This is a genomic window from Butyrivibrio sp. WCD3002, assembly GCF_000424265.1.
Taxonomy (GTDB): Bacteria; Bacillota; Clostridia; order Lachnospirales; family Lachnospiraceae; genus Butyrivibrio.
The window spans coordinates 1-18,328 of the sequence record NZ_AUJO01000032.1 but is presented as its reverse complement, the minus strand read 5'-3'; the positions used below and the strand labels follow the sequence as shown (position 1 = coordinate 18,328).

General features: G+C 41.7%; 31 protein-coding genes. 1 reads left to right on the top strand and 30 read right to left on the bottom strand.

Annotated features, from left to right (window positions below; all coding sequences use genetic code 11):
* Positions 1-29 precede the first annotated feature (29 nt).
* From rpsM to rpsJ, 27 genes are all read right to left on the bottom strand, one after another.
* Positions 30-398 (bottom strand): 30S ribosomal protein S13, encoded by a 369-nt coding sequence (rpsM, locus tag G608_RS0116780; RefSeq protein ID WP_026496980.1) that lies wholly within the window; start codon positions 396-398, stop codon positions 30-32.
* 165 nt (positions 399-563) lie between these two features.
* Complete coding sequence (gene rpmJ, locus G608_RS0116775; RefSeq protein ID WP_022754357.1) at positions 564-677, bottom strand: 50S ribosomal protein L36; 114 nt, start codon at positions 675-677, stop codon at positions 564-566.
* 119 nt (positions 678-796) lie between these two features.
* Positions 797-1,015: a translation initiation factor IF-1 gene (gene infA, locus G608_RS0116770; protein ID WP_026496979.1), complete on the bottom strand. Its 219-nt coding sequence runs from the start codon at positions 1,013-1,015 to the stop codon at positions 797-799.
* Positions 1,016-1,057: 42 nt separating this feature from the next.
* Positions 1,058-1,813, bottom strand: a complete 756-nt coding sequence (gene map, locus G608_RS0116765) for a type I methionyl aminopeptidase (protein WP_026496978.1) — start codon at positions 1,811-1,813, stop codon at positions 1,058-1,060.
* Positions 1,814-1,833: 20 nt separating this feature from the next.
* Positions 1,834-2,475, bottom strand: coding sequence for an adenylate kinase (locus G608_RS0116760; RefSeq protein ID WP_026496977.1), 642 nt, complete (start codon positions 2,473-2,475; stop codon positions 1,834-1,836).
* A 96-nt stretch (positions 2,476-2,571) separates the two neighbouring features.
* The gene (secY, locus tag G608_RS0116755) at positions 2,572-3,888 is read right to left on the bottom strand and encodes a preprotein translocase subunit SecY (RefSeq protein WP_026496976.1); all 1,317 of its coding nucleotides are present in this window, start codon (positions 3,886-3,888) and stop codon (positions 2,572-2,574) included.
* Positions 3,888-4,328 carry a 50S ribosomal protein L15 gene (rplO, locus tag G608_RS0116750; RefSeq protein ID WP_026496975.1) on the bottom strand — a complete coding sequence of 147 codons (441 nt, stop codon included), beginning with the start codon at positions 4,326-4,328 and terminating at the stop codon, positions 3,888-3,890. Before rplO ends, secY begins: the two co-directional genes overlap by 1 nt.
* A 16-nt stretch (positions 4,329-4,344) precedes the next feature.
* On the bottom strand, positions 4,345-4,548 hold the full coding sequence (rpmD, locus tag G608_RS0116745; protein WP_026496974.1) for a 50S ribosomal protein L30: 204 nt from the start codon (positions 4,546-4,548) through the stop codon (positions 4,345-4,347).
* 33 nt (positions 4,549-4,581) lie between these two features.
* Positions 4,582-5,091, bottom strand: a complete 510-nt coding sequence (gene rpsE / locus G608_RS0116740; protein ID WP_026496973.1) for a 30S ribosomal protein S5 — start codon at positions 5,089-5,091, stop codon at positions 4,582-4,584.
* A gap of 16 nt (positions 5,092-5,107) precedes the next feature.
* Complete coding sequence (gene rplR / locus G608_RS0116735) at positions 5,108-5,476, bottom strand: 50S ribosomal protein L18 (RefSeq protein ID WP_026496972.1); 369 nt, start codon at positions 5,474-5,476, stop codon at positions 5,108-5,110.
* A gap of 19 nt (positions 5,477-5,495) precedes the next feature.
* On the bottom strand, positions 5,496-6,035 hold the full coding sequence (gene rplF / locus G608_RS0116730) for a 50S ribosomal protein L6 (protein WP_026496971.1): 540 nt from the start codon (positions 6,033-6,035) through the stop codon (positions 5,496-5,498).
* A 15-nt stretch (positions 6,036-6,050) separates the two neighbouring features.
* Positions 6,051-6,452, bottom strand: a complete 402-nt coding sequence (gene rpsH, locus G608_RS0116725) for a 30S ribosomal protein S8 (RefSeq protein WP_026496970.1) — start codon at positions 6,450-6,452, stop codon at positions 6,051-6,053.
* A 172-nt stretch (positions 6,453-6,624) separates the two neighbouring features.
* Entirely contained in the window at positions 6,625-6,810 is a 186-nt protein-coding gene (locus G608_RS0116720) for a type Z 30S ribosomal protein S14 (RefSeq protein ID WP_026496969.1), read from the bottom strand.
* A gap of 19 nt (positions 6,811-6,829) precedes the next feature.
* On the bottom strand, positions 6,830-7,369 hold the full coding sequence (gene rplE, locus G608_RS0116715; RefSeq protein WP_026496968.1) for a 50S ribosomal protein L5: 540 nt from the start codon (positions 7,367-7,369) through the stop codon (positions 6,830-6,832).
* A gap of 18 nt (positions 7,370-7,387) precedes the next feature.
* On the bottom strand, positions 7,388-7,702 hold the full coding sequence (gene rplX, locus G608_RS0116710) for a 50S ribosomal protein L24 (RefSeq protein ID WP_026496967.1): 315 nt from the start codon (positions 7,700-7,702) through the stop codon (positions 7,388-7,390).
* 11 nt (positions 7,703-7,713) lie between these two features.
* Positions 7,714-8,082 (bottom strand): 50S ribosomal protein L14, encoded by a 369-nt coding sequence (gene rplN, locus G608_RS0116705; protein ID WP_026493610.1) that lies wholly within the window; start codon positions 8,080-8,082, stop codon positions 7,714-7,716.
* Positions 8,083-8,127: 45 nt separating this feature from the next.
* Entirely contained in the window at positions 8,128-8,382 is a 255-nt protein-coding gene (gene rpsQ, locus G608_RS0116700) for a 30S ribosomal protein S17 (protein WP_026496966.1), read from the bottom strand.
* Between the two features lie 24 nt (positions 8,383-8,406).
* Positions 8,407-8,610 (bottom strand): 50S ribosomal protein L29, encoded by a 204-nt coding sequence (rpmC, locus tag G608_RS0116695; RefSeq protein WP_026496965.1) that lies wholly within the window; start codon positions 8,608-8,610, stop codon positions 8,407-8,409.
* The gene (rplP, locus tag G608_RS0116690; protein WP_026496964.1) at positions 8,600-9,037 is read right to left on the bottom strand and encodes a 50S ribosomal protein L16; all 438 of its coding nucleotides are present in this window, start codon (positions 9,035-9,037) and stop codon (positions 8,600-8,602) included. The genes rpmC and rplP overlap by 11 nt, the downstream gene beginning before the upstream one ends.
* Positions 9,037-9,708 (bottom strand): 30S ribosomal protein S3, encoded by a 672-nt coding sequence (gene rpsC, locus G608_RS0116685; protein WP_026496963.1) that lies wholly within the window; start codon positions 9,706-9,708, stop codon positions 9,037-9,039. Before rpsC ends, rplP begins: the two co-directional genes overlap by 1 nt.
* A 20-nt stretch (positions 9,709-9,728) precedes the next feature.
* Complete coding sequence (gene rplV / locus G608_RS21625; protein ID WP_035793715.1) at positions 9,729-10,115, bottom strand: 50S ribosomal protein L22; 387 nt, start codon at positions 10,113-10,115, stop codon at positions 9,729-9,731.
* 43 nt (positions 10,116-10,158) lie between these two features.
* Positions 10,159-10,440 carry a 30S ribosomal protein S19 gene (gene rpsS, locus G608_RS0116675; RefSeq protein WP_022761335.1) on the bottom strand — a complete coding sequence of 94 codons (282 nt, stop codon included), beginning with the start codon at positions 10,438-10,440 and terminating at the stop codon, positions 10,159-10,161.
* A gap of 32 nt (positions 10,441-10,472) precedes the next feature.
* Entirely contained in the window at positions 10,473-11,315 is an 843-nt protein-coding gene (rplB, locus tag G608_RS0116670; protein ID WP_026496961.1) for a 50S ribosomal protein L2, read from the bottom strand.
* Between the two features lie 86 nt (positions 11,316-11,401).
* Positions 11,402-11,701, bottom strand: a complete 300-nt coding sequence (gene rplW / locus G608_RS0116665; protein ID WP_026496960.1) for a 50S ribosomal protein L23 — start codon at positions 11,699-11,701, stop codon at positions 11,402-11,404.
* Positions 11,701-12,324, bottom strand: coding sequence for a 50S ribosomal protein L4 (gene rplD, locus G608_RS0116660; RefSeq protein ID WP_026496959.1), 624 nt, complete (start codon positions 12,322-12,324; stop codon positions 11,701-11,703). Before rplD ends, rplW begins: the two co-directional genes overlap by 1 nt.
* Before the next feature lie 25 nt (positions 12,325-12,349).
* Positions 12,350-13,033 carry a 50S ribosomal protein L3 gene (gene rplC, locus G608_RS0116655; RefSeq protein ID WP_026496958.1) on the bottom strand — a complete coding sequence of 228 codons (684 nt, stop codon included), beginning with the start codon at positions 13,031-13,033 and terminating at the stop codon, positions 12,350-12,352.
* A gap of 145 nt (positions 13,034-13,178) precedes the next feature.
* Positions 13,179-13,490: a 30S ribosomal protein S10 gene (rpsJ, locus tag G608_RS0116650; RefSeq protein WP_022761340.1), complete on the bottom strand. Its 312-nt coding sequence runs from the start codon at positions 13,488-13,490 to the stop codon at positions 13,179-13,181.
* Between the two features lie 561 nt (positions 13,491-14,051).
* Here rpsJ and G608_RS0116640 point away from each other — a divergent pair.
* Positions 14,052-14,915, top strand: coding sequence for a class I SAM-dependent methyltransferase (locus tag G608_RS0116640; RefSeq protein ID WP_026496957.1), 864 nt, complete (start codon positions 14,052-14,054; stop codon positions 14,913-14,915).
* 126 nt (positions 14,916-15,041) lie between these two features.
* Here the strand turns inward: G608_RS0116640 and G608_RS21620 are convergent, their stop codons facing one another.
* From G608_RS21620 to G608_RS0116625, 3 genes are all read right to left on the bottom strand, one after another.
* A complete protein-coding gene (locus G608_RS21620) occupies positions 15,042-15,887 on the bottom strand; it encodes a GTP pyrophosphokinase (RefSeq protein ID WP_081677482.1) in 846 nt (281 codons plus the stop codon).
* Between the two features lie 147 nt (positions 15,888-16,034).
* A complete protein-coding gene (locus tag G608_RS0116630) occupies positions 16,035-17,258 on the bottom strand; it encodes an AfsR/SARP family transcriptional regulator (RefSeq protein WP_026496956.1) in 1,224 nt (407 codons plus the stop codon).
* A 39-nt stretch (positions 17,259-17,297) separates the two neighbouring features.
* The gene (locus G608_RS0116625; protein ID WP_035796037.1) at positions 17,298-18,152 is read right to left on the bottom strand and encodes an endo alpha-1,4 polygalactosaminidase; all 855 of its coding nucleotides are present in this window, start codon (positions 18,150-18,152) and stop codon (positions 17,298-17,300) included.
* Positions 18,153-18,328: the final 176 nt, after the last annotated feature.

The following is an 18,328-nucleotide window of genomic DNA, read 5'->3' as shown; positions in this document are numbered from 1 at the left end:
ATTCTTTAGTTACTATATAATAAGAAAAATTACTTCTTCTTATTAGCGATTGTTCTCTTAGGACCTTTTCTTGTTCTAGCATTGGTCTTTGTTCTCTGACCACGAACAGGAAGTCCTCTTCTGTGACGAATTCCTCTGTAGCATCCGATCTCTGAAAGACGCTTGATGTTCATAGCGATTTCTCTTCTAAGATCACCTTCTACTTCATAATCATTACCGATAATCTCTGCGATTCTCTTTACTTCATCATCTGTAAGATCACGAACACGTGTGTCCGGGTTTACTTTTGCAGCCTCAAGAATTTTGTTTGAGCTTGTTCTTCCAATTCCATAAATGTATGTAAGACCAATCTCAACTCGCTTATCTCTAGGTAAATCAACACCTGCAATACGAGCCATTTTAATTTTCCTCCATTAAATAAAAAAATTTGTTCGCGGAAATACTACATTTCCATATTAATGTTACTTGTTTGATTGGGGCGAATAATCAGCCCAATCGGACAGAAGTTAATCCGATCTTTCCAATACACATTGGTATCAAAAAGTAATGTCAAATGACTCGAATCAGCCCTGTCTCTGTTTGTGCTTAGGGTTTTCGCAAATTACACGAATAACGCCTTTTCTCTTAATAACCTTGCACTTTTCGCACATAGGCTTAACAGAAGACCTAACTTTCATTTGTAACTCCTTTCTGGTATATATACGCGAATAAAAGGGCATACTTATACCCTTAAAAACGACCGCATTCAATCATAACATATATAGAGTTCATTTACAAGTACTATTTTATAAGGTAATTATTTATCTCTCCAAATAATTCTTCCCTTTGAAAGATCATAGGGTGAAAGCTCCATTGTTACCTTATCACCGGGGAGAATACGGATGAAATTCTGTCTGAGCTTACCACTGATATGTGCAAGAACAACATGTCCGTTCTCAAGCTCAACCTTAAACATAGTGTTAGGAAGTTTCTCAACTACCTTTCCTTCAATTTCAATTACATCTGCTTTAGACATTTTTACCTCACTTTTAAAATCTTATTACTGTTGCATGTTCACTTAAATCATTGTTAATATCTCGGGCTCTCCATCAGGAGTGATGGCTATGGTATTCTCATAATGCGCTGCCAGGGAACCATCCATGGTAACTACTGTCCACTCATCATCCAGAAAAGCAATTTTACGCTTACCCATTGTGATCATGGGCTCTACGCATAATGTCATTCCAGGTTGCAGGACAGGTCCGCGTGTGAATTTCCAGAAATTAGGAACATACGGCTCCTCATGAAGCTCTTTTCCTATTCCATGGCCTGTCAATTCTCTTACTATACCATATCCATAAGGCTTGATATATCTGTGAATTGCTCTAGATATATCGTAAAGTCTTCCACCTGCTTTAGCATACTTTATTCCTTCGAAAAAGCTTTGCTTTGTCACTTCTATAAGCTTATTTGCTTCTTCGGAAATTTTCCCTACGCCCCATGTTCTTGCTGCGTCTGAATGATAACCTTTATAAATAAGCCCTGTATCAAAGGTGACAATATCGCCTTCCTTCAGGATAGTCTCAGCTTTGGGTATCCCATGAACCACTTCATCATTTACTGATATACAAACTGATGCCGGGTATCCCTCGTAGTCTTTACAATTAGGGATACCTCCGAGTCTGCGTATAGCTTCCTCTCCAATAACATCTAGTTCAAGGGTTGAAATCCCGGGTCTGAGTGCTTCATGCAGTTCTTCATGAACCTGCGCCAGTAAATGTCCTGACTCTCTCATGAGGTTCAATTCTTCTTGTGACTTAATCGTAACCGGCATTCCTATTACCTCAGATTGAATTAACCAAGAATACCTGTTATTTCACTGAATACTTCCTGCATATCCTTTGTTCCGTCTACTGACTTTAAGATACCCTTCTCATTGTAGTAGTCGATCAAAGGCTGTGTCTGCTCATGGTAAACGCTGAGACGATTCTGAACTGTTTCAGGCTTGTCGTCATCTCTCTGAACGAGTTCGCTACCACAAACATCACAAATTCCTTCCTGCTTCGGAGGAATATGCTCAATATGGTAAGTAGCACCGCACTTAAGGCATGCTCTTCTTCCGGACATTCTGCGAACGATATTCTCATCAGGAACATCAACATTTATAGCATAATCTACCTTGTCACCAAGCTTTGTAAGCTCTTTATCAAGAACGTCAGCCTGAGGAATTGTACGCGGGAATCCATCAAGAACATATCCGTTCTTGCAGTCTTCCTGAGCTACTCTGTCAAGAAGGATCTCAACTGTAAGCTCATCAGGAACAAGCTGTCCCTTATCCATATATTCCTTAGCTTTCTTACCAAGCTCTGTTCCGTTTTTGATATTTGCTCTGAAAATATCTCCGGTAGATACATGCGGAACCTTATACTTTTCTGCTATCATTTTTGCCTGTGTTCCTTTTCCGGCACCAGGCGCCCCTAACATGATAATCTTCATTACCAATTCTCCCTTCTCATATATGGTTAGGTTTTAATAAAGTACAACAAGAGGTTCAAAGATAAGCAGTTGCAAATCCCTAAACCTCTCATGTTTTTAATCGTCTAAAAAGCCTTTATAATTACGTACCAACATCTGTGATTCAATCTGCTTCACCGTTTCAAGAATAACACTTACAACAATGATAAGGCTCGTACCACCGAATGATACGTTAGCTCCGAATACACCATTGAAGAATATCGGAAGAACACCAATAATGGTAAGTCCTATAGCACCGATAAAGATGATGTAATTCAGAATGTTTGTTAAATAATCGCTAGTGGGCTTTCCGGGACGAATGCCGGGAATAAATCCACCCTGCTTTTTCATATTATCAGCAATCTCTAACGGATTGAATGTTATTGATGTGTAGAAATATGCAAAGAATATTAAAAGCAATACATATACTACAAGTCCAATCGAATATTTAAGATTGGCAGGTTCACACCAATAGCTCTGATTGAGATACTTAAGTATCTCGCTCCATGCGCCTGTTCCTTTGTATCCTACAAGCTGTGAAATGATTATAGGGAACTGGAACAGTGACATAGCAAAGATAATAGGCATAACACCTGCGGTATTAACCTTAAGAGGAATCTCTGAATGATTACCACCATAGGTTCTTCTGCCCTGTATCTTTTTAGCATACTGTACCGGGATTCTACGCTCTGCACCGTTCAGAAGAACAACCAGAACAACCATTGCTACAATAATTGCAACAATAATGATTGCCGATACAACCCCTTTTGCAATGCTCTTGCCTGTTACAAACTGCGTAAACAAGCTACTTAAATCGGATGGCATTCTGGAAATAATGTTGATAGTAAGTACTATAGAAATACCATTACCAACACCATTATCCGTAATGCGCTCGCCAATCCACATAAGGAATGCACTGCCGGCTGTAAGCGCAGCAACAATCTCAACTACATAGAGAGGTGACTTCTCTACAAGGAAGCCACTTCTGTAGAAGCCAATTGCCATAGCAACTGACTCGATAAGCGCAAGCACTACAGTGATATATCTTGTAAGTGCTGCAAGCTTTTTTCTACCATCCTCTCCGTCACGCTGCCATTCCTCGAACTTCGGAATAGCAATCGTGAGAAGCTGGATAATAATGGATGATGTGATATAAGGTGTGATATTGAGTGCCAGGATTGACATATTCTCAAATGAACCACCTGTAAATCGATCCATAAAACCAAAAGCATTATTTTCAGACAGCTCTTTGAACCAGTCCTGGAACACTGAAACGTTCATTCCAGGTACCGGTATAGCTGATCCTAATCTGATCACCAATAACATAAAGAAGGTGAACAATAATTTCATTCTGATATCTTTGATTTTGAATGCATTCTTAATGGTCGTGAACATTAAATCACCTCTGCCGTTCCCCCAAGAGCTTCGATCTTCTCCTTAGCAGATGCACTATATGCATTTACCTTAACCGTAAGCTTTTTGGTAAATTCACCGTTTCCAAGTATCTTAACACCATCATACTCATGCTTGATGATGCCCTTATCCTTAAGTGCCTGTACATCAACAACGCTATCGTTGTCAAAGCACTCAAGTGAACTTACATTTACAGCTACGATATGCTTAGAATTGATGTTCTTAAAGCCTCTCTTAGGAAGACGACGGAACAGGGGCATCTGACCACCTTCAAATCCGGGTCTCGGAGCACCTGAACGAGCCTTCTGTCCTTTGTGTCCTTTACCAGCGGTCTTTCCATTTCCTGAACCATGACCGCGGCCTCTTCTGAAATTGTCACTCTGAACAGAACCCTCAGCAGGTCTCAAATTTGATAATTCCATGATTTTCCTCCTTAAATTAGTCCAGTTCTTCGACTTTAACAAGGTGTCTTATCTGCTGGATCTGACCTCTTGTTGCAGAGTTATCCGGCAGTTCAACACTGCTGTTAAGTTTCTTAAATCCCATTGATTTTACCGTAGCAACCTGCTTCGGAACAGCACCAATAGTGGACTTAACCAATGTGATTTTAAGCTTTTTTCCACTTTCATTTTTAGCTGCCATTGATTTTCTCCTTTACTAGATGTTGCTTACTACTTACGCGATAACTTCTTCTACAGACTTACCACGCTTCTGAGCAACTTCTTCGGGTGTCTTAAGGTTTGCAAGACCATTGATGGTTGCATAAACTACATTCTGCTTGTTGTTAGAACCAAGTGACTTTGTACGGATGTTCTTGATTCCAGCAAGCTCACATACAGAACGTGCAGGACCACCAGCGATGATACCAGTACCTTCAGGAGATCTCTTAAGCAGAACCTCTGCGGAACCGAACTTACCAACGAAATCATGTGTGATACTGTTGTTCTCATCAAGCGGTACTGTGATGAGGTTCTTTGTAGCATCCTCCTTACCCTTACGAATAGCATCAGGTATTTCAGTTGACTTACCAAGACCTACACCAACGTGACCGTTTCCGTCACCAACTACAACGAGTGCTGTGAACTTCATGTTACGTCCACCCTTAACTACCTTTGTAACTCGCTTAATGGTAACGACTTTATCTGTTAATTCAAGCTGACTTGCATCAACGATTGTACGCTTCATTATCTTTCTCCCTTCCTTAGAATTCTAAGCCTGCTTTTCTAGCTGCATCAGCAAGCGCTGCTACTTTACCATGGTAGATGTAACCGCCTCTGTCGAAAACAACAGCTTTGATACCTTTTTCCATTGCTCTCTTAGCAACAACATCACCAATATATGCAGCTGCATCAACATTATCTGTAGCCTTCAGAGCTGACTTAATGTCCTTCTCAAGTGTGGAAGCAGAAACAAGTGTCTTACCGGCAACATCATCGATAACCTGAGCATACATATGATTATTACTTCTGAAAACTGCAAGACGCGGTCTTTCAGCAGTGCCGCTGAAACGATTGCGAATTCTCAGATGCTTCTTTTCGCGACTTTTCTGTCTGGATTCTTTACTAACCATTTTTTACTCTCCTTATCTCTTACTTCTTACCGGTCTTACCAACCTTGCGGCGGATAACTTCATCAGAATACTTGATTCCCTTGCCCTTATACGGCTCAGGAGCTCTCTTCTCTCTGATAATTGCTGCAAACTGGCCAACCTTTTCTTTGTCTATACCCTTGACGATGATAGCGTTACCATCAACTACTGTCTCGATTCCTTCAGGATCCTCGAGTTCAACAGGATGTGAATATCCAAGGGTCAAGGTGAGTTTCTTGCCGCTCTTTGCTGCTCTATAACCTACACCATTAACTTCAAGTTTCTTCTCATAGCCATCTGTTACACCAACAACCATGTTGTTCAGAAGACTTCTTGAAAGTCCGTGAAGAGCTCTTGTCTTCTTCTGATCGTCAGGTCTCTTAACTTCGATCTGACCATCTTTCTGTTCGAACTGCATCTCTGCAGGGAAAACTCTCTCAAGAGTGCCCTTAGGACCTTTAACAGTCACCTTATTATTTTCTGCAACTTCTACTGTTACACCAGCAGGAACTGCGATTGGCATTTTTCCAATTCGTGACATGCCCGTACCTCCAATTTACCAAACGAATGCAAGAACTTCGCCACCAACCTGGAGCTCTCTTGCTTTTTTATCAGTTACAACACCCTGGTTTGTAGAGATGATTGCGATTCCGAGACCGCCAAGTACTCTCGGAAGTTCCTCTCTGCCTGCGTATACACGAAGACCAGGCTTGGAAATTCTCTTCAGACCAGTGATGACTCTATCATTTCTGTCAGCACCGTACTTGAGTGTGATGTGAAGAGTCTTGAATCCGTTCTCTTCAACTACATCAAGCTTCTTGATATAACCTTCGTCAAGAAGAATGTTTGCGATTGCAAGCTTCATCTTTGATGAAGGAACGTCAACAGTATCATGCTTTGCAGTATTAGCATTACGAATTCTTGTAAGCATATCTGCAATAGGATCATTCATTGCCATTTTTGAAAAAGCCTCCTTATTTTCTATTATTGCTTCGCCTTACTGTGCCCGTCTGCACAGAGACACGAAGCCGCAATGTTACATTTATTTCACAAGGAAGTTCTTTCCTCTTTGTCCATCAGAACAAAGCGGCACGCTAAGTGCGAAAGAACCTCTCTAAGTGATTAACTTATTACCAACTAGCCTTACGTACACCCGGGATCTCGCCCTTGTAAGCTAACTCACGGAAACAAATTCTGCAGATTCCGTATTTTCTAAGATAAGCATGCGGACGTCCGCAGATTCTGCAACGGTTATAACCGCGTGTAGAAAACTTCGGTTTCATCTGCTGTTTTACCTTCATGGATAATTTAGCCATGTGTTCGATTCCTCCTTAATTACTTAGCGAAAGGCATGTTGAAGAGTGTTAAAAGCTCACGAGCCTCTTCATCAGTCTTGGCAGTTGTTGTGAAGATGATATCCATACCTCTTGTCTTATCTACCTTATCATACTCGATCTCAGGGAAGATAAGCTGCTCCTTGATACCAAGTGCATAGTTACCTCTGCCATCAAATGCGTTCGGGTTTACACCACGGAAGTCGCGGACACGAGGAAGTGCAAGGTTTACGAGGCGATCCAAGAACTCATACATCTTCTCACCACGAAGAGTTACTTTACATCCAATCGGCATACCCTCTCTTATCTTGAAGTTAGCGATTGACTTCTTTGCCTTAGTGTAAACAGGCTTCTGACCAGCGATGATCTGCATATCGCTTGCAGCGTTCTCAAGAACCTTAGCGTTCTCCTTAGCTTCACCTACAGCCATGTTTATAACGATCTTATCGAGCTTCGGAACTTCCATAACGTTCTTGTAACCGAACTTCTTTGTCATAGCGTCCACGATCTCGTCCTTGTATAAATCTCTATATCTACTCAAAGCTCCTTACCTCCTTTCTTATTTGTCAATGACATCACCGGTTGACTTTGCGATACGAACCTTCTTGCCGTCCTCTACCTTAAAACCAACACGTGTTGCCTTTCCCTTATGAACATACATAACATTGGAGATGTCCATGGGAGCTTCCTGCTGAATGATACCACCGTTGGGGTTGGATGCAGAGGGCTTTGTGTGCTTTGTTACCATGTTAGCACCCTCTACTACTACCTTACCATTCTTTGTGTCAACGGAGAGTACCTTGCCTTCTTTATCTTTGCTCTTACCAGCGATAACCTTAACAGTATCGCCCTTCTTAATCTTACTTGTAGACATTCGGTGCCTCCTTATAATACTTCCGGAGCGAGAGAAAGAATCTTCATGTATTTCTTATCACGAAGCTCTCTTGCAACGGGTCCAAAAATACGAGTTCCCTTCGGGTTACCTTCATCGTTGATGATAACAGCAGCGTTCTCATCAAAACGGATGTAAGAACCATCCTTACGGCGAGTCTCTTTAACAGTACGTACTACAACTGCCTTAACAACATCACCCTTCTTTACAACGCCGCCTGGTGTTGCTTCTTTGACCGAAGCAACAACTACATCGCCGATTCTCGCATATCTTCTTGTAGAACCACCCATAACACGGATTGTTAAAAGCTCTTTAGCACCTGTGTTATCAGCAACTCTAAGTCTGCTTTCCTGCTGAATCATGTTATTTCTCCTTTTATAATCAACAATCTGAAAACCATCCGCTAATTACTTAGCACGTTCAATAATCTGAACCAATCTCCATCTCTTATCCTTAGACATGGGTCTTGTTTCCATAACCTTGACTGTATCACCTATACGACATTCATTGTTCTCATCATGAGCCTTCAGCTTATAGGTTCTTTTTACAATCTTCTTGTAAAGAGGATGCTTTACATGATCTTCGATGGAAACAACGATGGTCTTATCCATCTTATCGCTTGTTACTTTACCAACACGCGTTTTTCTTAAATTTCTTTCCACGATATATCTCCTTTCAGGATTCCATTACTTTGCAGCATTCTGTGTAATAACAGTCTGAATTCTTGCAATGTTCTTTCTAACCTCTTTAATTCTTGCTGTGTTATCCAGCTGGTTAGTTGCATTCTGGAATCTCAGATTAAAAAGTTCCTTTTTAGCTGATACAAGCTCCTGATTAAGTTCCTCAGCAGACTTAGCCTTCAGCTCTTCTACATACTTATTAGTTTTCATTGGATGCACCGCCTTCCAAATCAGCCTTTGATACGATCTTACACTTGCAAGGAAGCTTGTGAACTGCGAGACGAAGTGCCTCTCTAGCTACCTCTTCATCGACTCCGCCGATTTCAAACATAACACGTCCAGGCTTAACAACAGCTACCCAGTAATCTACAGAACCCTTACCGGAACCCATACGAGTTTCAGCAGGCTTTGCTGTAACAGGCTTGTCAGGGAAAATCTTGATCCATACCTGACCGCCACGCTTGATGAAACGAGTCATAGCGACACGGGCTGCCTCGATCTGATTAGAACGAATCCAGCAGGGCTCAAGCGCTACTATTCCATACTCACCGTATGCGATTGTGTTGCCGCGTGTAGCCTTACCAGCCATAGAACCGCGGAACTGCTTACGATGCTTTACTCTCTTCGGCATTAACATTATTTATCGCTCCCTTCCTTATCTGAATTCTCGGATGCTTTGGTGGGAAGTACTTCACCCTTATAGATCCATACCTTAACACCAACCTTACCATAGGTTGTATCTGCCTCAGCAAATCCATAATCAATATCTGCTCTAAGTGTCTGAAGCGGGATTGTTCCCTCGCTGTAGAACTCGCTACGAGCGATATCAGCACCACCAAGACGACCACTGCAGCAAGCCTTAATACCCTGTGCATCTGTCTTCATTGTTCTGCTCATGCATGACTTCATAGCACGACGGAATGATACACGGTTCTCAAGCTGCTGTGCGATGTTCTCTGCAACAAGCTGAGCATCCTTATCGGGCTTCTTGATTTCCTTAATATCTACAAGAACCTTCTTATCTGTGATCTTTGAAAGTTCTTTCTTAGTAACTTCGATCTCTGCGCCACCCTTACCGATTACTACGCCGGGCTTTGCTGTATAAACGATTACCTTAACACGGTCAGATGCTCTCTCGATTTCGATCTTGGAGATGCCTGCCGCATAAAGCTTCTTCTTCAGAAACTTTCTGATCTTGTAGTCTTCAACAAGATTGTCTGCAAATTCATTATTATCTGCATACCATTTGGAATCCCAATCTGCGATGACGCCAACTCTCAGGCCATGAGGATTAACTTTCTGTCCCATTGAACTTACTATCTCCTTTCTTATCTCTCATCCAGAATCAATGTCAAATGGCTTAATTTCTTCTGAATTCTGTAAGCTCTACCCTGAGCTCTAGGCTGAATTCTCTTCATAATCGGGCCATTGCTTGCATTGCACTCTGCAATGTACAGATTTGCTCTGTTCATGCCGTTATTGTTCTCAGCATTAGCAATTGCAGAATTAAGTAACTTAAAAATTACGCTTGATGCATATCTCGGATTGTATTCCAAAATAGCAAGTGCTGTCTCAACGTCTTTACCCCTGATGGCATCCATAACAAAGCATGCCTTCTGAACAGGGATTCTTGCGTAAGATAACTTTGCTGAAGGTCTGTTGTCCTTCTGAGCATTTCTCTCTCTCTTAACTTGGGTTCTATGCGCTGTAGCCATAGAATAACCTCCTTTCACTGTTCAAAAACTGTAACCGGTCGATTTAGCGAACTCCGCCCTTCTTCTCAGCGCCTGCATGACCTCTATAGGTTCTTGTAGGAACGAATTCACCAAGCTTGTGACCAACCATATCTTCCGTTACATATACCGGAATATGTTTTCTTCCGTCATGAACAGCGATTGTGTGTCCAACGAAGGAAGGGAAAATCGTGGAACGACGGGACCATGTCTTAACGATTTGCTTCTGATTCTCTGCATTCATTGCATCGATCTTCTTAAGCAGGCTTGCGTCTGCGAAAGGTCCCTTTTTAAGTGATCTTGACATTGTCATTCTCCTCTCAAATAACTCAACATGGCTTATTTAATAGCCTTACCGTCTCTTCTTCTGATGATCATCTTGTTAGAAGCCTTTTTCTTCTTACGTGTCTTGTAACCAAGAGCAGGCTTACCCCAAGGTGTGCACGGGCCGGGACGACCGATAGGTGCTCTACCCTCACCACCACCATGCGGGTGATCATTCGGGTTCATAACTGATCCACGAACTGTAGGACGGATACCCATGTGGCGCTTACGACCAGCTTTACCAATGTTGATAAGGTTGTGATCGATATTACCAACTGTACCGATTGTAGCACGGCACTCGATAGGAACAAGTCTCATCTCGCCAGAAGGAAGACGAAGTGTTGCATACTTACCTTCCTTAGCCATAAGCTGAGCTGAGTTACCAGCTGAACGAACGAGCTGACCACCTCTTCCGGGATAGAGCTCGATGTTGTGTACGCTCTCACCGACAGGAATGTTTGCAAGAGGGAGGCAGTTACCGATACGAACTTCGGCTGCAGGACCATTCATGATTGTCATGCCATCCTTAAGTCCCTGAGGAGCAAGGATGTAAGCCTTTGTGCCATCCTCATACTCAAGCAGTGCGATGTTTGCTGTTCTGTTAGGATCGTACTCGATACCGATAACCTTAGCTGTGCACTCATCTTTATAACGCTTGAAGTCGATGATTCTGTATTTTCTTCTTCCACCGCCACCGCGATGTCTTACTGTAATCTTACCCTGGTTGTTACGTCCAGCAATTGAATTCTTAGAAACGAGGAGGCTCTTCTCAGGAGTCTTCTTTGTGATTTCTGAGAAATCAGAACCTGTCATGTTTCTTCTGGACGGTGTATATGGGCCGTATTTCTTAATTCCCATGATAATCTCCTTTTGTTTTTATCACGCACGGCTTTTTGCCTGGATCCGGACTTTGATTGATCCTGTGCGTATAATCTACTGGTTAATTAAAGTCCCTGGAAAATCTCGATATCCTTGCTGTCCTCGGTAAGCTGTACGATTGCCTTCTTAACCTTAGCAGTTCTGCCGTAAGTCATTCCGCGTCTCTTAAGCTTTCCGTTAGCATTGAGTGTGTTAACTTTGGCAACCTTAGCGCCATCGAACATCTTCTCAACAGCTTCCTTGATCATTGTCTTGTTAGCTTCAGGATGTACGAAGAAAGTGTACTTTTTCTCACCCATAGCGTTCATGCTCTTCTCTGTGAGCACGGGCTCAAGGATTACGTCATAATACTGAATAGCTGCCATTATGCATACACCTCCTCAATCTTAGCAACTGCGTCCTTTGTAAGAACGAGTGTCTGTGCATTTACAATATCATATACATTGATTGTATTTGTAAGTGCTGTCTTTACTTCAGGAAGATTGCTTGCTGACTTAACAACCTTAGCATCGTTATCTGCAAGAACAACGAGCGCCTTACGTGTAGCCTTAAGGTTTGTCATAACCTCTGCAAACTTCTTTGTCTTAAACTCATCCATCTTGAGCTCGTCAAGAACGATAAGCTTACCTGTCTGAACCTTATCAGTGAGTGCTGACTTAAGAGCAACTCTCTTCTCCTTCTGGTTCATCTTGAATGAATAATCTCTCGGAGCGGGTGCGAATACTACACCACCGCCTGTCCACTGAGGAGCTCTTGTGGATCCCTGTCTTGCATGACCGGTTCCCTTCTGTCTCCAAGGCTTACGACCGCCTCCGCTAACCTCGGAACGAGTCTTTGCCTTCTGTGTACCCTGACGTCTGTTAGCAAGCTGCTGAACTACTGCCAGATGTACAAGATGTTCATTTACTTCAACTCCGAAGATGGCATCGTTAAGTTCGATGTTGCCAACTTCTTTGCCTTCCATATTGTAAACAGATACGTTAGCCATCTGTATGTTCCTCCTTTCGAAAAGTTTATGCCTCAACCTTTGTAGTTTCCTTGATTGTTACAAGTCCCTTCTTCGGTCCGGGTATTGCGCCCTTTACAAGGATCAGATTCTTATCAGCGTCTACGCGAACAACCTCAAGATTCTGAACTGTTACCTTAACGCATCCCATGTGACCAGGCATTCCTTTTCCTTTGAATACACGGCTCGGATCAGAACTGGATCCGTTAGAACCCTGATGACGGTGGAACTTGGAACCATGGGCCATAGGTCCTCTGTGCTGACCATTCTTCTTGATAGCGCCCTGGAATCCCTTACCCTTGGAAGTTGCTGTAGCATCGATCTTGTCGCCTGCGACAAAGATATCAGCCTTGATCTCGCTTCCAAGCTCATACTCAGATGCATTCTCGAACTTAAACTCGCGAACGAATCTCTTGCAGGAAACGCCAGCCTTCTTGAAGTGACCCTGCTGAGCCTTGTTTACACCATGTGCATGTACGATAGTCTTCTTGCCGTTCTTGTCTCTGTTGATGATCTTTTCTTTCTTATCAACATAGCCAACCTGAACTGCACTGTAACCATCATTCTCAACGGTCTTGATCTGTGTTACTACACAGGGGCCTGCCTGCAGAACAGTTACAGGTACAAGTGAACCGTCTTCGTTGAAGATCTGTGTCATACCGATCTTCGTAGCTAAGATAGCCTTCTTCATTGTATTTACCTCCTTATTACATCTACAGCGGATGCTTACATCGTTCGCAATGTCGCTTTAATTGCACTTTGGCAATTCTCCAGTTTTCACGGCATCATGCGTCTTGCATCATACTAGTAGAGGTTTAACATTAGTTACCGATGAATTATTTCATCTTGATATTGATATTTACACCTGCAGGCATCTCTAATCTCTGAAGAGCCTCAACTGTCTTAGGTGTAGGTGTGATGATATCGATAAGTCTCTTGTGTGTTCTCTGCTCGAACTGCTCTCTGGAATCCTTGTACTTGTGTACCGCACGAAGAATTGTAACTACTTCCTTCTTAGTGGGAAGCGGTACAGGTCCACTAACCTGAGATCCGTTCTTCTTGACTGTCTCGATGATCTTCTTGGCAGATGCATCAACAAGCTGATGATCATAAGCCTTAAGTGTAATTCTCATTACCTGATTTGCCATAAAAAAAGTCGCCTCCTTTTCGCACTTTAATTAGATAAGTACGACAAGCGGTGACTGTACACTCTCCCGTGTGTGTCATGAACTTTCACATTCACAATTTTTCACACGTCGTTTCTGTTCGCTAAGCTTCACAGACATATTGTTTGTACAGTGACTTGTCGTCAGATTGTCTGACCTTTTCGGTCTCTTGACATTCGCTCCACGGAAAACCTGCCTCACTGGATAAGGCAGCAACCTCACGCTTCACAGCTATCATGTCACAGCATTGATAAATATATCCTATTTCCTTCTTTGATGCAAGCATTATTTTCAAAATTAATTACTTTTTACGTAAAATAGGCAATTTCGAGCATTTTGACTTGATGTTTTTTAATCTATTTTGCTTGCTCTGTTTCATTTTTTCATATTTTATATAAAATCTATAAATGTTTCTTCTATATTATTTGGAAGAAAACATGATTATTATATATTATGAAAGAAGAAACGGATACATATCTTCTATTATTATTTCTTCTATAATAATATTGTTATTTTTATCATTTTTAGTTTTAGGAGTCAAATATGTGGATTGCAGATAATTGGAAGGACTATGAGGTAATAGATACTTCTAGCGGTGAGAAGCTTGAGAGATGGGCCGACTATATGCTGGTTCGTCCCGATCCCCAGGTCATATGGAACACAGAGAAAAAACACATGGGCTGGAAGAAATTCAACGCCCGTTATAATAGAAGTAATAAAGGTGGCGGCGAATGGGATTTTAGAAATCTCCCTGAAGAATGGACTATTAATTATAAGGAACTTACCTTCCATTTAAAGCCCTTCAGCTTTAAGCACACCGGCCTTTTCCCGGAACAGGCTGCAAATTGGGACTGGTTCTACGAGCTTATTAAAAACGCTGACAGACCGATCAAGGTACTGAATCTGTTTGCCTATACAGGTGGTGCGACGGTCTCAGCCGCAAAAGCAGGTGCTGCCGTTACCCACGTAGATGCTGCCAAGGGCATGGTTCAGTGGGCAAAAGAAAATGCTGCATCATCAGGCCTTGCCGATGCCCCTATAAGATGGCTTGTGGATGACTGCGGTAAATTCGTCGACAGAGAGCTCAGACGAGGAAACAGTTATGATGCCATAATAATGGATCCCCCTTCTTACGGAAGAGGACCCAAGGGCGAGATATGGAAAATAGAGGACTGCGTTTACGATCTGATTCTCAGAAGCGCCAAACTTTTATCAGATAAACCTCTTTTCTTCCTTATTAATTCATACACAACAGGTTTGCAGCCCGCAGTACTTTCCTATATGCTCCATACAGCCATCGATCCACTGCACGATGGATATGTTGAAGCAGACGAGGTTGGACTTCCCGTAAAATCAAACGGCCTTGTCCTTCCCTGCGGTGCAAGCGGACGCTGGGTTGCAAAATAATTCTATATCCCAATAGAAATTTCAAAGCGCGCTGTCACGCGCCCGGATATAACAAAGCATAATACAACGAAAAAGGAAGGCTTTCAATTGCCTTCCTTTTATTATAGAAACTACATATTAAAAATATCAGTCATCTTCTTCAAGCATCGCTCTCTGCTCTGCAAGAATCTCTCTTTTAATTATCTCCAAAGTCTCAGTAGATGCTCTCTCCTCTTCCTCTGTGGGAATCATATTGTAGGGCGAACCATCACCTGCATCAATACGTTCTCTTATCTGCTGCATTCTGCGATCGAGCTGATTTATAAGATCAGCACTGAACTTAAGATCTTCGGAAATAAGCTCCGCATTCTCGATATCCTTTTTATATTTCATCTTATGCTCGAGACTTGCCCAGAAGTCCATTGCTATGGTTCTAAACTGAACCTCAACCTTCATGTATTCCTTTGTGTCTGTAAGGAATATGGGAATCTCTACTATAAGGTGAAGGCTTCTGTATCCGCTGTCCTTAGGAACGGCGATGTAATCCTTCTCAACGAGGACCTCCACATCATCCTGTTTCTTAAGGCAGTCAGCCAGCATATAAATATCATCGACAAAAGAACATATCGCTCTGCATCCTGCAATATCCGATATATTGTCCTGTATGTTTTCAAGGGAAAAGGGAACCCCTTTCCTTTTTAACTTTTCATAAATACTAACCGGTGTTTTAATCCTGCTTTTAATGTTTTCAAAAGGATTGCGGTTATATCTAAGTGTAAGCTCTTTATTCAAAACCTCAAGCTTGGTTCTCACTTCCGATAAAGCACAATCATATTTCATCATCATCATCTGGAATTCCTGCACCTGCCCTCTCATTATGAGCAGTTGCTCGATTTCCTTCTGAGATATATTACTTACATTTAAAAGAGATTTCTGCTCATCAGTCATAAATGACCGATCGAGCTGAGTTAAGTCCAAATTACCAATAGCCATGGGCATTCCTCCAAGCTCTAACGTATGCCCCCTCAAAATGGGTGATCACGCCATATATTTCCCCAATGCGCTCGCCCGTAAATCAATTATATCATCTCGAAAATTCTATTATATGAAATAAGTGTGAACCTTTTGCCTCAGAAAAAATTATTTTTCATCAGCTATATCTTTATATGAAATAATTCTGTAATTAAGTGAAGCTCTGGGACCTGCAAGCTCCTTAAGTCTGTCCTGCAGACGTCTGTGTACCAGCATGCACTCCTCAACACCTGTTCCAGTCAAAAGAACAAGATACTGAGTTCTGGAATATCTGCAGAAAGCATCGCCGTGACGAAGTGTCTCGTTAATGGCAACCTTCAAGGATTCCATTCTTCTTTCTGCTTTTTCCTCCTGCCTGATTTCCTTACCCTCATAATCGGCAATAGTCAGAAGCAGCAAAAATACAGTAAGTCCGTGTCTTTCCATATTACGACTAAGAATATGATATGAAGCACTCATCTCAGGGAAAAGACACTCATAGGGTTTGTTATCCTCATCCTCAAGAAGCTCTCCGCCGATTGGATGATCCATGTAGTCATCCTTATCACTTATTCCCAAATCGGAAAAAGCTGAATCCTGAAGATTCTGATAGCACCTCTGCATATTCTCGGTAGGTGATACACCAAGCTCCTCAGCATAATATCTGACCATTTCTTCATAGAGTGCATAGGCCTTCTTATAATCTCTCAAAAGCATGTATGCTTCAATCTCGCCAACCTGCCACTCACAGTCCTTATCGATGTCTGCCGCAGTGTGATATACATAGGCCATTTCAGAATACGCCTCATTCTCCTTATACCTGGCAGCGAGATAATCTACGCACTCATCGTACATAGTTCTGTATTCCTCAGCCCTTCTTGATATCCAATAAAGATCATCGAGTTCTGGAAGGAAAGCACCCCTGTAAAGATCAAAGGCCTGCTTCATAAGCTCAGTCTTTTTCTTTTCGGACTTTTGCTTTTTGGCTTCCCTGAAAAACTGTACAAACTGAGTAATATCGGAAGTGATCTCAATATCCGGATCAATCACATATCTTCCGTCAGAAATAGCAATAAGCTTTCCTCCTGGAATACCGGCTTTCTCCGCAACCTTCTTAAACTGATAAACCAGGTTGTTCAGACTGTTATTGAGATTACTCTTAACTCCAAGATCGTCTGAATAGATATCCTCCTGAAGATCCTCTTTAAGGACACCTTCCTCACCTGCCACGCAGATTCTGGTAATCAGCTGGATATACTTTGATCCCTTATTCCTTCCCAGTGTGAGGCTTTTGCCATCACATTCAATTCCAAATCCCCCAAGTGTTAATACTCTAATACTTATTTTTTTCATATCCCTCTCTCTTACCCTCTGTAATTAAACTACAGATATTTATGATAGGTTTAAATTGCCGGATATATAATAGCTATATCCTTTTTTCTTACAATAGTTTCTGATCTTTTTCTTAAGCTTTTTATTTTTAGTGTATTCCAAAAGATAAACCTTCTTCTTACACTTTTTCACTTTTTTCAAATACGAGGTGAAATACTCCCTAGAGTCCTTGTCGCTCTCACCAAACTTATTCTTATCGTAATCGATTATACTGGTAAAAACACTCTCCTGATTTACGCCATCAAGTATTCCGTCCAGAGAGCCGTTCCTGTCATAGTACTCAGATACAAATGTATCTCCTCCGTTAATGATTACCTTACCTCTTCCGGACAGTCCCTTCAATATAATTTCAAGGCCATTGTAAATATCAGGAGCAAATGCAGCGTCCCTATACATATAGTAGACATCTACATTATCGACAAAAAATCCGTCAACTCCTGTTGCCTTAATCCTGACTGAAAGATCATTTAGAATGAAATCCTGCCATTTCTTCTGAGATACATCAACCCATCGCTCATCTTCCCAGTTCTCATAAACATCGAGCATAACATCCCTGAAGTTATCGTAATAGTCTCTGTAATTTTCAATTGCTCCGACATTTATATAGCTGTATACCTTATGACCTGCCTTCCTGAGTTTACGTATATCTTCTTTTGTAAAATCATTCTGAGCATCTATCACTACAGTCCTGTACCCGGCCAGTTTCTTCATGGTCTTCTTATTACTGTTAAGGCTAAGAAATACACCGTAATCATTTGCAAAGTTTTTCTTAGCTGATACTGTAGTGGCTGTTACTGCCAAAATCCCCACAAGCATCATAAGTGCAAGTACTGATGCTGTAAGCCTTTTTCTCATATTCATCCCTTGCTATCATAATATTAAAAAATTAATCTTTTTAATCAAAACTTATTATACCATAAAGATGCTGTTAATTTCCTACGGCATTCCAATTATCCTCTATAATTCTAAAATATCACCGCATCCACGACAAGATACCACCTTCAAATTGTTGACATTTATCAGCATAAAAT